Origin of the sequence: Micromonospora sp. DT48 (genome assembly GCF_049844495.1) — a bacterium.
GTDB lineage: Bacteria > Actinomycetota > Actinomycetes > Mycobacteriales > Micromonosporaceae > Micromonospora.
Genome location: NZ_JBNCLE010000006.1, coordinates 203,005 through 215,782 on the forward strand (window position 1 = coordinate 203,005; position 12,778 = coordinate 215,782).

Annotated in this window: 13 protein-coding genes; 3 read left to right on the forward strand and 10 right to left on the reverse strand. The window is 70.2% G+C overall.

What is annotated here, in order from left to right; all coding sequences use genetic code 11:
- Window positions 1–186: 186 nt before the first annotated feature.
- Both ACLQ2S_RS06890 and ACLQ2S_RS06895 read right to left on the reverse strand, forming a co-directional pair.
- Entirely contained in the window at window positions 187–378 is a 192-nt protein-coding gene (locus tag ACLQ2S_RS06890) for a DUF397 domain-containing protein (RefSeq protein WP_425701347.1), read from the reverse strand.
- The gene (locus ACLQ2S_RS06895) at window positions 366–1,157 is read right to left on the reverse strand and encodes a helix-turn-helix domain-containing protein (RefSeq protein ID WP_425701348.1); all 792 of its coding nucleotides are present in this window, start codon (window positions 1,155–1,157) and stop codon (window positions 366–368) included. Before ACLQ2S_RS06895 ends, ACLQ2S_RS06890 begins: the two co-directional genes overlap by 13 nt.
- 232 nt (window positions 1,158–1,389) lie before the next feature.
- Here ACLQ2S_RS06895 and ACLQ2S_RS06900 point away from each other — a divergent pair, with 232 nt between their 5' ends.
- Together ACLQ2S_RS06900 and ACLQ2S_RS06905 are read left to right on the forward strand one after the other, a co-directional pair.
- The gene (locus ACLQ2S_RS06900; protein WP_425701349.1) at window positions 1,390–1,662 is read left to right on the forward strand and encodes a hypothetical protein; all 273 of its coding nucleotides are present in this window, start codon (window positions 1,390–1,392) and stop codon (window positions 1,660–1,662) included.
- A gap of 41 nt (window positions 1,663–1,703) precedes the next feature.
- Window positions 1,704–2,444, forward strand: a complete 741-nt coding sequence (locus ACLQ2S_RS06905; RefSeq protein WP_425701350.1) for an endonuclease V — start codon at window positions 1,704–1,706, stop codon at window positions 2,442–2,444.
- Window positions 2,445–2,511: 67 nt separating this feature from the next.
- On the opposite strand, the gene ccsB is transcribed toward ACLQ2S_RS06905, so the two are convergent.
- The 6 genes from ccsB to hemL all read right to left on the reverse strand — a co-directional run bounded on the left by ccsB (window position 2,512) and on the right by hemL (window position 8,916).
- The gene (ccsB, locus tag ACLQ2S_RS06910) at window positions 2,512–3,552 is read right to left on the reverse strand and encodes a c-type cytochrome biogenesis protein CcsB (RefSeq protein ID WP_425701351.1); all 1,041 of its coding nucleotides are present in this window, start codon (window positions 3,550–3,552) and stop codon (window positions 2,512–2,514) included.
- On the reverse strand, window positions 3,552–5,198 hold the full coding sequence (locus ACLQ2S_RS06915) for a cytochrome c biogenesis protein ResB (protein ID WP_425701352.1): 1,647 nt from the start codon (window positions 5,196–5,198) through the stop codon (window positions 3,552–3,554). The genes ccsB and ACLQ2S_RS06915 overlap by 1 nt, the downstream gene beginning before the upstream one ends.
- Window positions 5,198–6,115 (reverse strand): cytochrome c biogenesis CcdA family protein, encoded by a 918-nt coding sequence (locus ACLQ2S_RS06920; protein ID WP_425701353.1) that lies wholly within the window; start codon window positions 6,113–6,115, stop codon window positions 5,198–5,200. The genes ACLQ2S_RS06915 and ACLQ2S_RS06920 overlap by 1 nt, the downstream gene beginning before the upstream one ends.
- On the reverse strand, window positions 6,115–6,687 hold the full coding sequence (locus ACLQ2S_RS06925; RefSeq protein ID WP_155217276.1) for a TlpA family protein disulfide reductase: 573 nt from the start codon (window positions 6,685–6,687) through the stop codon (window positions 6,115–6,117). The genes ACLQ2S_RS06920 and ACLQ2S_RS06925 overlap by 1 nt, the downstream gene beginning before the upstream one ends.
- 1 nt (window position 6,688) lies before the next feature.
- The gene (locus tag ACLQ2S_RS06930) at window positions 6,689–7,336 is read right to left on the reverse strand and encodes a histidine phosphatase family protein (RefSeq protein ID WP_309223120.1); all 648 of its coding nucleotides are present in this window, start codon (window positions 7,334–7,336) and stop codon (window positions 6,689–6,691) included.
- A gap of 242 nt (window positions 7,337–7,578) precedes the next feature.
- Window positions 7,579–8,916, reverse strand: a complete 1,338-nt coding sequence (gene hemL, locus ACLQ2S_RS06935; protein WP_425701354.1) for a glutamate-1-semialdehyde 2,1-aminomutase — start codon at window positions 8,914–8,916, stop codon at window positions 7,579–7,581.
- Between the two features lie 139 nt (window positions 8,917–9,055).
- Between hemL and ACLQ2S_RS06940 the strand changes: the two genes are divergently transcribed.
- Window positions 9,056–9,391, forward strand: a complete 336-nt coding sequence (locus tag ACLQ2S_RS06940; RefSeq protein WP_309223118.1) for an STAS domain-containing protein — start codon at window positions 9,056–9,058, stop codon at window positions 9,389–9,391.
- A gap of 6 nt (window positions 9,392–9,397) precedes the next feature.
- Here the strand turns inward: ACLQ2S_RS06940 and ACLQ2S_RS06945 are convergent, their stop codons facing one another.
- Complete coding sequence (locus tag ACLQ2S_RS06945; RefSeq protein WP_309223117.1) at window positions 9,398–9,955, reverse strand: response regulator; 558 nt, start codon at window positions 9,953–9,955, stop codon at window positions 9,398–9,400.
- Window positions 9,952–12,778, reverse strand: a 2,827-nt coding sequence (locus tag ACLQ2S_RS06950) for a HAMP domain-containing protein (RefSeq protein WP_425701355.1), incomplete at its 5' end; no start/stop codon positions are given. The genes ACLQ2S_RS06950 and ACLQ2S_RS06945, both read right to left, overlap by 4 nt.

Here is a 12,778-nt window from a genome sequence, read left to right on the forward strand (position 1 = left end):
CGCGCCGCGCCGGGCGGGCAGCAACACCGGGCAGGCAGCAACACCGGGCAGGCAGCAGCGCGGGGCGGCGGCCCGCGGCCTGCGGCGGGCAGCAGCGCGGGGCGGCGGCCCGCGGCCTGCGGCGGGCAGCAGCGCGGGGCGGCGGCGGGGCGGCCTGCGGCGGGCGGCGGGGCGCCGGGCGGCGGGTCAGAGTCGGCGGGTCGCCGCCACGAAGGCCCGCCAGGCCGCCGGGCCGAAGACCAGCACCGCGCCGTCGCGGTCCTTGCTGTCGCGGACCGCGACCAGGCCGGGCAGGTTGTCGGCCACCTCGACGCAGTTGCCGCCGTTGGTGCTGCTCCGGGTGCTGGTGCGCCACCGGGCACCGGTCAGCTCCGCCATGACTCCGCCACCTCCGTCACCAATTCGATCGACTGTCGGGGCGGCAGCGCCTCACCCTGGATCGCCTCCCAGGAGGCTCGGATCGCCAGCACGTCCTCGGTGTGGTCGATCACCTGGCCCTTGAGCTGATCGTCCAGATAGGCCACATCCTCCCCACCGGGAAGGGTAGCCAGCACGAAGGCCCCGGCGACACCCGGATACGCGCCGACCGAGGCGGGCACCACGTGCAGCCGTACCCGGGAATGCTCGGTGGCCAGCTTCACCAGCCGCCGCAGTTGCTCGCGCATCACCACCGGCCCGCCGACCGGGCGACGCAGCACGTGCTCGTCGAGCACGGCGACGAGTTGCGGCGGACGCTCACCGGTCAGCACCGCCTGCCGGGCCAGCCGCGCCTCCACCCGCTGCTCCACCTCCGCCTCGTCGTAGAGGCCGACGCTGCGGAACAGCGCGCGGGCGTACGCCGAGGTTTGCAGCAGCCCCGGCACCACCGTGTTCTCGAACGACCGCAGCACGGTGGCCTGCCGCTCGTTGGCCTCCCACTCCCGCATCCACTGCGGCGACCCGAACCGGGCCAGCATCCGGACGAACGCGCCACCCGTGTCCAGCGCCGCGTCCGCCCGCTCCCAGAAGTCGGGCGGCGGCTTGCGCGCCTCGGTCTCCACCATCGCCACCGTCGACGGCGAGTAGTTGATCGCCCGAGCCAGCTCCTCCTGCGTCACCCGGCGCGCCGCCCGCATGTGCCGCAGCTCCTCGATCAGCACCCGCGACCGTTCGTCCACCCGCACCACTCCTCACCAGCACGATCCGCGTTTCTCACCGCCCTCACCGGGGGACAGTCCAGGCACACAGGGCGATCGAATGCCTTCCGAGCGTAGTCGGCGGCACACCAGACTGTCCCCATCGGAACCGCCCGGATCCGACCCGAAAGGGACGGGCGCGACCGACGCGGGGCCGTCCGGTACGTCGGCGACGGACGGCCCCGCCGCCAACCGGCCGCAGACAGGAGTACGTATGACGTCGCAGATCCACGTCGCGCTTCGGCCACTCTGGCTGTGCCGGGCCTGCGCCGCACCGTGGCCCTGCGCCACCGCCCGGCTCAACCTGCTGGCCGAGTACCGGAACAGTCACGTGGCCCTGTCGATCTACCTCGCCGGGATGCTCTACACCGCAGTCGAGGACCTTTACCGCCTCAACCCCCAGGACGCGCCGAAGCCCACCGCGCTGCACGACCGCTTCCTCGGCTGGACCGCCCCACGCGCACCCCGCCCACAACCCCCCGACTGACCGCCGCCGTCGCCCGGCGATTGGTCGTACGCTCGCACCTCATGACGATCGTCCCTGCCGACCGGCCGCACTCCGACGACGAGCCGCCGGTGGCCGCCTTCCCGGCGTCCGTGGCGGAGGCGGAGCGGATCCAGCAGGAGTTGCGGCAACGCCTCGACCTGGGCGAACACCTCAAGGGCGTACCGAGGCTCGTCGCGGGCGTGGACGTGTCGTACCACAAGGATTCGCCGCGTATCGTCGCCGCCGCCGTGGTCATCGACCTGGCCACCGATGCCGAAGTGGAGTCGGCCGTGGTGCCCGGCCAGGTGAGCTTCCCGTACGTGCCGGGGCTGCTGGCCTTCCGGGAGGTGCCGATCCTGTTGGCGGCGCTGGACCGGCTCGAACATCGTCCCGAGGTGGTGGTCTGCGACGGGTACGGCGTCGCTCATCCCCGGCGGTTCGGGCTCGCCTGCCACCTGGGCGTGCTGACCGGGCTCCCCACCTTCGGGGTGGCGAAGACGCCCTTCGTCGGTGCGTACGACGAGCCGGGCACCCGTCGGGGCGACTGGTCGGCGCTACGCGATGGCGACGAGGTGCTGGGTCGGGTGCTGCGTACCCAGACCGACGTCAAGCCGGTGTTCGTTTCGGTCGGCCACCGCACCAACCTCGACCAGGCGACCACGATCACGCTCGATCTGAGCCGACGCTACCGACTGCCCGAGGCGATCCGCCGGGCCGACTTCCTCTCCCGCGAAGCCCTCCGGATGTCGAGTGATTCTTGGACAATTCCCGTCAGCGAATAACGGAAACTGTCCAAGAATCGGCGGAAGCCCTGGGGAAATCTCACCAGCGGCGGACCGGACGCCGGGGTCAGAGGCCGGCGTAGGAGTGCAGGCCCTCGAAGAAGATGTTCACGCCGAAGAGGTTCATCATCACGGTCAGGAAACCGAGGATGGCCAGCCAGGCGGTCACGTTCCGCCTCACGCTCGGCGTGGCGCGGGCGTGCAGGTAGCCCGCGTAGATCACCCAGGAGATGAACGCCCAGGTCTCCTTCGGATCCCAACCCCACGGGCGTCCCCAGGCCGCCTCGGCCCAGATGGCACCGGCGATCACCCCGAACGTGAAGATCGGGAAAGAGAAGGCGTGCAGCACGAAGGTGAGCCGTTCCAGCCCGGCCGCCACCGGCAACCGCTTCGCCAGGGTGTACGGGAAGCTGCGCTTGCCGTCCTCGTATCCGGCCCGCATCAGGTATGCCACCGCCGGCACCGCGCCGAGCAGGAACAGCCCTGAGGAGAACACGACGGTCGAGACGTGCACGATGAACCAGTACGAGTTGAGCGCCGGCACGAGCGGCACGATCGGGGTGTAGAGCACCAGCTCGGCGGTGGCCACGAGCAGCACCATCACCAGCGTCAGGAAGAGCCCGAGGCGGCGCAGGTACGGCCACTTGACCAGCACGGCCAGCCAGGCGGCGACCCCGATGAAGGAGACCGTGAGCACGAACTCGTACATGTTGCCCCACGGCATCCGGCCAGCCGCGAGGCCACGGGTGACCAGTGCCGCCAGGTGCAGCGCGGCGGCCAACACGGTCAGCCCGACGGCGATCCGGCCGCCCAGCTCCGCTCGACGCGCGGTGCGGTCAGCCCGACTCGGTGAGCCCGTGCCCGGCTCGGTGCCGACAGCGCCACCGGCTGCCGACGTGCCGCTGGCCAGGCCTCCTGCATCCTCCGAACGATTTACGACGGCGCCGGACGACGCGGCACCCACCGCCGCACCGACCAGTTCCCGGGAGGGGGCCGCGACCTGCTTGGCGCGCGAGGCACCGAGGGCGTACTCCACCGCGTGGCTGATCATCGCCAGCAGGTACACCATCGTGGCGATGGAGACCAGCTGATCGGAGAGTGCGGACATCACTCGACTCCTTCCCGCGCCCGGGCCGGCGCGTCCGGGTCGGTGCCGGCGTCACCGGATCGTCCACCGATCGCGGCGACCAGTTGGGCGAACTCGGCAGCGAACCCGGGATGCTCGGTACGCGGCAGACCAGCTACCTCGACCAAACTACTACCGCCCGTCGGAGATCCACCGTCGGGGTCGTCCGGACCGGCCGGCAGCAGCCGGACGAACACCCGCCGACGCCTGACGAAGAGCGAACCCATCAGTCCCAGCACCAGCCCGATGGAGCTGACCAGCAGCAGCATCGTGCCCGGGTCGTGCCGTACCGACAGCACGATGTACCGCTCCGTGCCCACGAACTCGACTGTGGTGCCGTCGTCAAGCGTCCAGCTCTCGCCGATCCGCAGCTGCTTCGCACCGATCTCGGTGAGCCGGCCGTTGCGTAGCTGACGCTGGTCAAGCTGGTAGACCGAGCCGGGGATACCGGCGTCGAGCCCCAGGTTCCCCCGGTACGCCACCAGGTCGAGCAGCGGATTCTGCTCGGTCGGATGCTCCGAGCGTACGAACGGCGGCTCCTGCGGCGCGGTCGGCAGGTAGAGCCCGGAGAAGGCCACCTGGAGATCCGGGTTCCGCTCGCCGGTCTCCGGGTCGACGTTGGCGTCCGGGAAGGCGGCCAGCCCCTCGCTGGTCAGCCCGATGTCGCCGGTGGTGAGGAACGGAAGGTTGCTGGTCTGGGCCTTACCGAACCGATCGGTGTACCGGATCAACGGGACGTAGCCGTGCCCGAGCAGGTAGACGTTCGCGCCGTCGAGGCGCAACGGTGCGTTGACCGAGAACTCGGCCCGGCGGGGCGCACCGCCGTCCTCGTCGACGGTCACCTTCGCGTTGAACGAGGACGCCTGACCGTTCGGCAGGAACTGCGCGTCGAACTCGTCCAGCTGCATACAGAACCGGGGCAGGTCGTCACCGACGCGCGGACCGAGCTTCGCCTCGGCGTACTGCTGGCGGGTGTTGCAGAAGACCTGGTCCGCTCCCGCCACCAGCAGCCGGTTGCCGTGCCAGCCGTACCAGGAACCGAGCGCGACACCGACAAGCACCAGCACCATCGAGGTGTGGAAGATCAGGTTGCCGGTCTCCTTCAGGTAGCCCTTCTCGGCGGAGACCTCGTCGCCGCGTACCGCCACCCGCCACCGCCGTCGGCGCAGCGTCTCGGCGACCGCCGCCGCGCCGCCCTCGGGCGCGGGCACCACCGCATGCTGCGGCAGCCGCTCCAGTCGCTTCGGTACGGCCGGCGGGCGGGCCCGCAGCGCCCGGACGTGGTCGCGGAGCCGGGGCGTGATGCAGCCGATCAGCGAGGTGAACAGCAGCAGGTAGATCGCCGAGAACCAGACCGAGCTGAACGCCTCGAACGCGCCGATCCGGTCCAGCACCGGGGCGAGCTCCGGGTTCGCGGCGTAGAAGTCGCGGACGTCCTCCGGGTTCACCCCCCGCTGCGGCAGCACCGAACCGGGGATCGCGGCGACCGCGAGCAGGAAGAGCAACACCAACGCGGTACGCATGCTGGTCAGCTGCCGCCACGAGTTGCGCAGCAGGGCGAGCAGCGGATTGCTGCGTCGCCGGGGCGCTTCGGCCGGGGTGACCGGCCGGTCGTCGACTCTGGTCATCAGATGCCCACCTCGAAGCTGCCCACCCCGACGGTGGTCTGCAACCAGATCACCACGTTGGTCCAGCCACCGGTGAGCAGCGCCAGCCCGATCAGGATCAGCAGCGCACCGCCGATCCGGGTGACCCAACGGCTGTGTCGACGCACCGTGCGGAACACCCCGAGCAACCGGTTGAAGCCCAGCCCGAAGACGACGAACGGAAGCCCCAACCCGAGGCAGTACGCCACGGCCAGCACCACCGCCCGGTCGGTCTGGCCGCTGGTGGTGGCCATGCCGAGCACGGCGGCCAGCGTGGGCCCGGTGCACGGAACCCAGCTCAGGGCGAACACCGCACCGAGCACCGGCGCGCCGAGCAGACCGGCGGCGGGCAGCCGGTTGATCCGGAACTCCCGCTGGAACCCGGGCAGCACGCCGAGGTAGCCCAGGCCGAGCACGACGACGAGCCCACCGACGACGATCTCCAACGTCCGTTCGTGCTCGAAGAAGACCCGACCGAACCCGCTGAACAGGACGGCGGTGGCGGTGAACACGACGGTGAAGCCCGCGATGAACAGCAGCGTCCCGGCCAGCACCCGACCCTTCACCGCCGGGGCGACCCGGGTTTCCGGCCGTACCGCCGTGCCGACCCGGCCACCACCCACCTGCTCCCCGCCTGCCCGCTCCCCGCCGGCCCGCTCCCCGCCGCCGGACGTGTTAGGAAGGGCCCCCTCCTCTACCGGAGGCGTTAACGGGGGGCCCTTCCTTACACTTCGGCCTTCGAGGTCGGTGCCGGCCAGGCCGGTGACGTACGACAGGTATCCGGGCATCAGCGGCAGCACGCAGGGGGAGAGGAAGCTGACCAGACCGGCCAGGGCTGCCGCGCCCACCGCGAGCAGCAACGGGCCGGACTCGGCGAGTTGGCCGAAGGTCGCACCCATCAGCGTTGACCGGTCGGCGCGGGCGACTCGGCGGCGATCCGCTCGACGATGGGTTGCAGCCCTTCCTGCCGTACCGCAGCCCTGATCACCGTGGCGATCCGGCCCTGCCGGTCGAGCACGACCGTGGCCGGGATGGTGTTCGGCGGGATGTCCATGTCGAGGGCGAGCCGGCTGCCCGGGTCGAAGATGCTCGGGTAGCTGACCCGGCCCTCCTCGAAGGCGAGCGCCTTGTCCCGATTGTCCTGCACGTTGATGCCGAGGAAGGTGACCCCGGAGTCCTTCGTCGCCTGGTACGTGCGCTCCAGGTCGTCGGCCTCGGCCCGGCACGGCGCGCACCAGGAACCCCAGAAGTTGACCACGACGACCTGGCCCCGCTGACCGGCCACGTCGTAGGACCCACCCGCCAGCAGCTCACCGGCGATCTTCGGGGCGGCGGAGCGCTGCTCCGGGGCGCACTCGACGATGCCGCCGACGCTGTCGCAGGCGGACTCTCGCCCGTCGGTGCAGCCGGTCAGCAGCAGCGCGGTGGTCGCGGTGGCAAGCAGACCGACGGCCACCCTCCGGACGCCCATCTCAGGCTCCCTTGGCCGTCCGTGCGGTCGCCGACATGGCCACCAGGTGCGCGGCCGGTTCGGAGTAGCCGATGCCGACGATCTTCGCACCGTCGAAGTGGAAGGTGGTGAGTGAGGCCAGCCCGCACTGCCGACGGCGCGGGTCGTGCCACAGTCGCTTGCGCTCGACGTAGCGGCGCAGCGTCCAGATCGGCAGCTGGTGCGAGACCAGGACGGCCTCGCGGCCCTCGGCGGCGACCCGGGCGGCGTGCAGCGCGGCGAACATCCGCTCGGCGATGGCCCGGTACGCCTCACCCCAGGACGGGGTGACCGGGTCACGCAACACCCACCAGTTACGGGGGTCGCGGAAGGAGCCGTCGCCGGGCGAGACCTTCTTGCCCTCGAACCAGTTGGCGCTCTCGATCAGCCGCTCGTCCACCCCCACCGGTAGCCGGAACTGGGCGGCGATCGGCTCGGCGGTCTGCTGGGCGCGTTCCAGCGGGCTGGCCGCGATGTGCACGACCTCGCGGTCGGCGAGCCCCTGCGCGGCGGCCTTGGCCATCTGGACACCCAGCTCACTGAGCCGGAAACCGGGCAGCCGGCCGTAGAGGATGCCGTCCGGGTTGTGTACCTCGCCGTGCCGAAGCACGTGGACCACCGTCTTGCTCACCGGAACCCACCCTTCGTTCGCGACTGCGGGGCTCGCAAGACCGGCTCACTCCTCACGCTCACCGCTGCCCCCTTGTTCGCGACTGCGGGGCTCGCAAAACCGGCTCACTCCTCGCGCTCACAGAGCCCCCCTTCGTTCGCGACTGCGGGGCTCGCAAAACCGGCTCACTCCTCGCGCTCACCGCTGCCCCCTTGTTCGCGACTGCGGGGCTCGCAAAACCGGCTCACTCCTCGCGCTCACCGCTACCCCCCGTGGCTTGCCGCTGCCGCCGCGTTGGCCGCTGCGGGCAGCGCGCCGGCGACCTGTTCCAGGGCGGCGTCGTCGATCGCCGCCGAGACGAACCAGGACTCGAACGCGCTCGGCGGGAGGTAGACCCCGGCAGCGAGCATCGAGTGGAAGAACGCCTTGAACGCCGGCACCTGCTGGGTGCGGGCGCTGTCGTAGTCGACCACGTCGGCGTCGGTGAAGAAGATCGAGAACATGTTGCCCGCGTACGAGAGCCGGTGTGGGACCCCGGCGGCGGCCAACGCGTCGGTGACCAGCTTGCCCACCGTGGCGGCGGTCTCGTCCAGCCTGCGGTAGAGGGCGTCGTCGGCGAGCCGCAGCGTGGTCAGCCCGGCCGCGCAGGCCAGTGGGTTCCCGGAGAGGGTGCCCGCCTGGTAGACGGGGCCAGCGGGCGCCAGTCGCGACATGATCTCCGCGCGCCCGCCGAACGCCGCTGCGGGCAGGCCACCCCCCATGACCTTGCCGTACGTCCACAGGTCCGCCTCGACCGGGTCGAGCCCGTGCCAGCCGGAGCGGGAGACCCGGAACCCGGTCATCACCTCGTCGACGATGAGCAGCGCGCCGTGCGCGTGCGCGATCCGGGCCAGTTGTGCGTTGAACCCGTCGCGGGGTGCGACCACACCCATGTTGCCCGGAGCTGCCTCGGTGATCACCGCGGCGATGTGCTGGCCCTCGGCGGCGAAGGCCGCCTCGACGGCGGTCACGTCGTTGTACGGCAGCACGATGGTCTCGCTGGCCGCCGCGCCGGTGACCCCCGGCGAGTCGGGCAGTCCGAGCGTGGCCACGCCGGAACCGGCGGCGGCCAGCAGCGCGTCCACGTGCCCGTGGTAGCAGCCGGCGAACTTGATGATCTTCGAGCGGCCGGTGTAGCCCCGGGCCAGGCGGATCGCCGACATGGTCGCCTCGGTGCCCGAGTTGACCAGCCGGACCTGCTCGACCGGGGTACGCGCGACGATCTCGTCAGCCAACTCGACCTCGCCCGGGGTGGGCGTACCGAAGCTGGTGCCGTGCGCGGCGGCGGCCTGCACGGCCGCGACCACCTCGGGATGGGCGTGGCCGAGGATCAACGGCCCCCACGAGCAGACCAGGTCGACGTAGCGGCGACCGTCCGCGTCGTGCAGCCAGGGCCCCTCGCCCCGGACCATGAAGCGTGGTGTGCCGCCGACCGCACGGAAGGCGCGCACAGGTGAGTTCACCCCACCCGGCACGATGGCGCAGGCGCGGTCGAACAGGGCCGCTGAGGCCGGCGCGTCGACCGGGTAACGGTCGGATCCGGCAGTAAACACCTCGGTCACGATGTCGCCATTGTGTCAGCGACCGGCGGTGGATTGGCAGGCACCCCAGCCCAGGGTTACCGGGCTCACCCCCAGCACGCTGCGGGGGGACGGCACGCCTCGACGGGCCGGGCGACCGAGATCGCGATAGGCTGACCCGGTGGATCGTGCCGAACTGTCCATCACCGTACACCGGACGGGCGACGAAGCTGTGCTGCGCCTTGCCGGTGAGATCGACATGCAAACGGCCGCCCAACTATCGACCGTTGTCAATGAAGTTCTCACCGAGCCGCCGCCCCGGATCGTCCTCGACCTCGGCGGCGTGACCTTCTGCGACTCGCAGGGCCTGGGCACCCTGGTCGTCCTCAGTCGCAAGGCCAGCCACGCGCAGAGCCTGCTGATCCTGACCAATGTCGGCGAGTTCCTGCTGCGCGTCCTGGACATCACCGGCCTGCGGAGCGCCCTGATGGTCCGTAACGACGCCACCACGATCTGACCCGACTCAGTCGGGGGTGGTCCCCCAGCGCGCCTGTTCGAGGAGAGCCACCGCGCGGGCCCGCGCCTCCGGGTCGTCGCCGCGCAGCAGCGACGTGGCCTCGTCGACCGCCTCGGTCAACAGCCGCCACTGGGCATCACGCTCGCGCACCATCTCCGACTGCGCGGCCAACTGGCGGGTCTTCGTCCACAGCTCGACGAAGACGGAGACCTTGGCCCGCAGCACCCACGGGTCGAAGGGCTTGGTGAGGTAATCCACCGCACCCGCCGCGTAGCCCCGCAGGGCCAGCTGGGCGTCCCGGTCGGCGGCGGTCAGAAAGATGATCGGTACGTGTCGGGTGCGCTCCCGCCGCTTGATGTGGCTGGCCGTCTCGAACCCGTCCATGTCCGGCATCTGGGCATCCAGCAGGATCACCGCGAAGTCGTCCACCAGCAGCTGCTTCAGCGCCGCCTCACCGCTCTCCACGGCGACCGACTGCACCGGCAGGCCCTGGAGGATCGCCTCCAGGGCCATCAGGTTCTCCCGGCGATCATCGACCAGCAACGCCTTGGCCATCTGGGTCACGAGCCCTCCTCGGTACGGCTGCCACTGATCCAGGTGCCCATCAGCTCGATCAGCTGGTCCAGGTCGACCGGCTTGGTGATGTAGTCGCTGGCTCCGGCCGCGATCGCCGACTCCCGGTCCCCCGGCATCGCCTTCGCGGTCAGGAACACGATCGGCAGGTCCGCGAACCGGTGGTTACGTCTGATCTGCCGAGTCGTCTCGTATCCGTCCTGATCGGGCATCATGGCATCCATCAGGACGATATCGACTTCTGGGTGCTCAGCCAACAGCCGGACGCCATCTGTGCCGTTGTCGGCGTACAGCACCGTCATGCCGTGCAGTTCGAGCGCACTGGTCAACGCGAAGACGTTACGCACGTCGTCGTCGACGATCAGCACGGTGGAGCCGTCCAGTTGCCGGGTCTTCGGCGCCTCGGGCGCCTCCGACAGCAACTCCATCGGCGGCATCAACAACGACGCCGGCAGGCCCGCCCGCTGCGGCGACGGCGGCGCGGGCGCCACCACCGCGTCCGGGGCCAACACGTCGGGCAGGTAGAGGGTGAACGTCGAACCCTGCCCGGGTGCCGCGGCGACGGTGATCGTCCCGCCGATCAACCGGGCCAGATCGCGGCTGATCGACAGCCCCAGCCCGGTACCGCCGTAGCGGCGGCTGGTGGTCCCGTCCGCCTGCTGGAACGCCTCGAAGATCAGCGACAGCTTGTCGTCGGAGATGCCGATCCCGGTGTCGACCACCGTGAAGGCGATCACCTGCCGGGCGTTGATCAGCGCCGGCACGTCGAACACCGCGTGCTCCGGCGCCCGGGAGATGCGCAGCTCCACCGCGCCGGTGTCGGTGAACTTGACCGCGTTGGACAACAGGTTGCGCAGGATCTGCTGGAGCCGCTGCGCGTCGGTCACCACCACCGGCGGCAGGTCCTCGCCGATGCTCACCTGGAAGTCCAGGCCCTTCTCCTCGGCCTGCGGCGCGAACGCCTGCTCCACGTAGTTGCAGATCTCGGTGAACCGGACCTCGGTCGGCTCGACGTCCATCCGGCCGGCCTCGATCTTGGACAGGTCCAGGATGTCGTCGATCAGGCGCAACAGATCGGACCCGGAGCCGTGGATCGTACGGGCGAACTCGATCTGCTTCGGCGTGAGGTTCTGCTCCGAGTTCTCCATCAGCAGCCGGGCCAACAGCAACAACGAGTTAAGCGGCGTACGCAGTTCGTGGCTCATGTTCGCCAGGAACTCCGACTTGTACGCCGAGGCCCGGGTGAGCTGCTGCGCCTTGTCCTCCAGGCCGAGCCGGGCCAGTTCGATCTCGCGGTTCTGGGTCTCGATGTTCGCCTTCTGCTCCGACAGCAGCTTGGCCTTCTCCTCGAGTTCGGCGTTGGTCCGCTGCAACTCCGCCGACTGCTCCTGCAACTCGTGCGCCAGCCGCTGCGACTGGGCGAGCAGCTCCTCCGTACGCCGGTTCGCCTGGATGGTGTTCACCGCGATGCCGATGGTGGAGACCAGCCGCTCCAGGAACGACAGGTGCAACTCGGAGAAGGGCTTCACGGTGGCGAACTCGATCACGCCGAGCATCTCGCCCTCGAACAGCACGGGCAGCACCACCAGATCCGCCGGTGGCGTGTCGGCCAACCCGGAGCGCAACGTGATCCGACCGTCCGGTACGGCACCGACCCGGATGGTGCGCCGGGACAGCGCCGCCTGACCGACCAGCCCCTCGCCCGGACCGAAGGTCACGTCATGCCCTCGGGAGACATAGCCGTACGAGGCGGTCAGCCGCAGCCGCATCACTCCCTCGGAGTTGTCCATCAGGAAGAAGGCACCCAGCTGCGCGTCGACCAGCGGCGTCACCTCCTGCATGATCATCCGGCAGACCTCGCCGAGGTCGCGCTGGCCCTGGAGGAGGCCGCCGATGCGGGCGAGGTTCGAGTCGAGCCAGCCCTGCTCGGCGTTCTTGTGGGTCGTCTCCCGCAGGGTGACGATCATCTGGTTGATGTTGTCCTTCAGCTCGGCGACCTCGCCCTGCGCCTTCACCGCGATCCGCTGGGTGAGGTCACCCCGGGTCACCGAGGTCGAGACCCGGGCGATCGCCCGGAGCTGGGTGGTCAGCGTCGAGGCGAGCTGGTTGACGTTCTCGGTCAGATCCCGCCAGGTGCCGGAGACCCCCTTGACCTGCGCCTGACCGCCCAGCTTGCCCTCGGTACCCACCTCACGGGCCACCCGGGTCACCTCGTCGGCGAACGACGACAACTGGTCCACCATCGTGTTGACGGTGTTCTTCAGCTCCAGGATCTCGCCCTGCGCGTCGACCGTGATCTTCTGCGACAGATCACCGTTCGCCACCGCCGTGGTGACCGAGGCGATGTTCCGCACCTGGCTGGTCAGGTTCGACGCCATCGAGTTCACGTTGTCGGTCAGGTCCCGCCAGGTGCCGGCGACACCGCGTACCTGCGCCTGACCACCGAGCTTGCCCTCGGTACCCACCTCACGGGCCACCCGGGTCACCTCGTCGGCGAACGACGACAGCTGATCCACCATCGTGTTGACGGTGGACTTCAACTCCAGGATCTCGCCCCGGGCATCCACCGTGATCTTCTGGCTCAGGTCGCCCTTGGCCACTGCGGTCGAGACCTGGGCGATGTTGCGCACCTGGGCGGTCAGGTTCGACGCCATCGAGTTCACGTTGTCGGTCAGGTCCCGCCACGTACCGCTGACGCCCTTGACCTGTGCCTGGCCGCCGAGGTTGCCCTCGGTGCCCACCTCACGGGCCACCCGGGTCACCTCGTCGGCGAACGACGACAGCTGATCCACCATCGTGTTGACGGTGGACTTC

Excerpts from the sequence above, each read along its gene's own strand:
- ACLQ2S_RS06890 (WP_425701347.1), bottom strand. The coding sequence starts at position 378 with ATGGCGGAGCTGACCGGTGCCCGGTGGCGCACCAGCACCCGGAGCAGC.
- ACLQ2S_RS06900 (WP_425701349.1), top strand. The coding sequence starts at position 1,390 with ATGACGTCGCAGATCCACGTCGCGCTTCGGCCACTCTGGCTGTGCCGG.
- ACLQ2S_RS06905 (WP_425701350.1), top strand. The coding sequence starts at position 1,704 with ATGACGATCGTCCCTGCCGACCGGCCGCACTCCGACGACGAGCCGCCG.
- ccsB (WP_425701351.1), bottom strand. The coding sequence starts at position 3,552 with ATGTCCGCACTCTCCGATCAGCTGGTCTCCATCGCCACGATGGTGTAC.
- ACLQ2S_RS06915 (WP_425701352.1), bottom strand. The coding sequence starts at position 5,198 with ATGACCAGAGTCGACGACCGGCCGGTCACCCCGGCCGAAGCGCCCCGG.
- ACLQ2S_RS06920 (WP_425701353.1), bottom strand. The coding sequence starts at position 6,115 with ATGGGTGCGACCTTCGGCCAACTCGCCGAGTCCGGCCCGTTGCTGCTC.
- ACLQ2S_RS06925 (WP_155217276.1), bottom strand. The coding sequence starts at position 6,687 with ATGGGCGTCCGGAGGGTGGCCGTCGGTCTGCTTGCCACCGCGACCACC.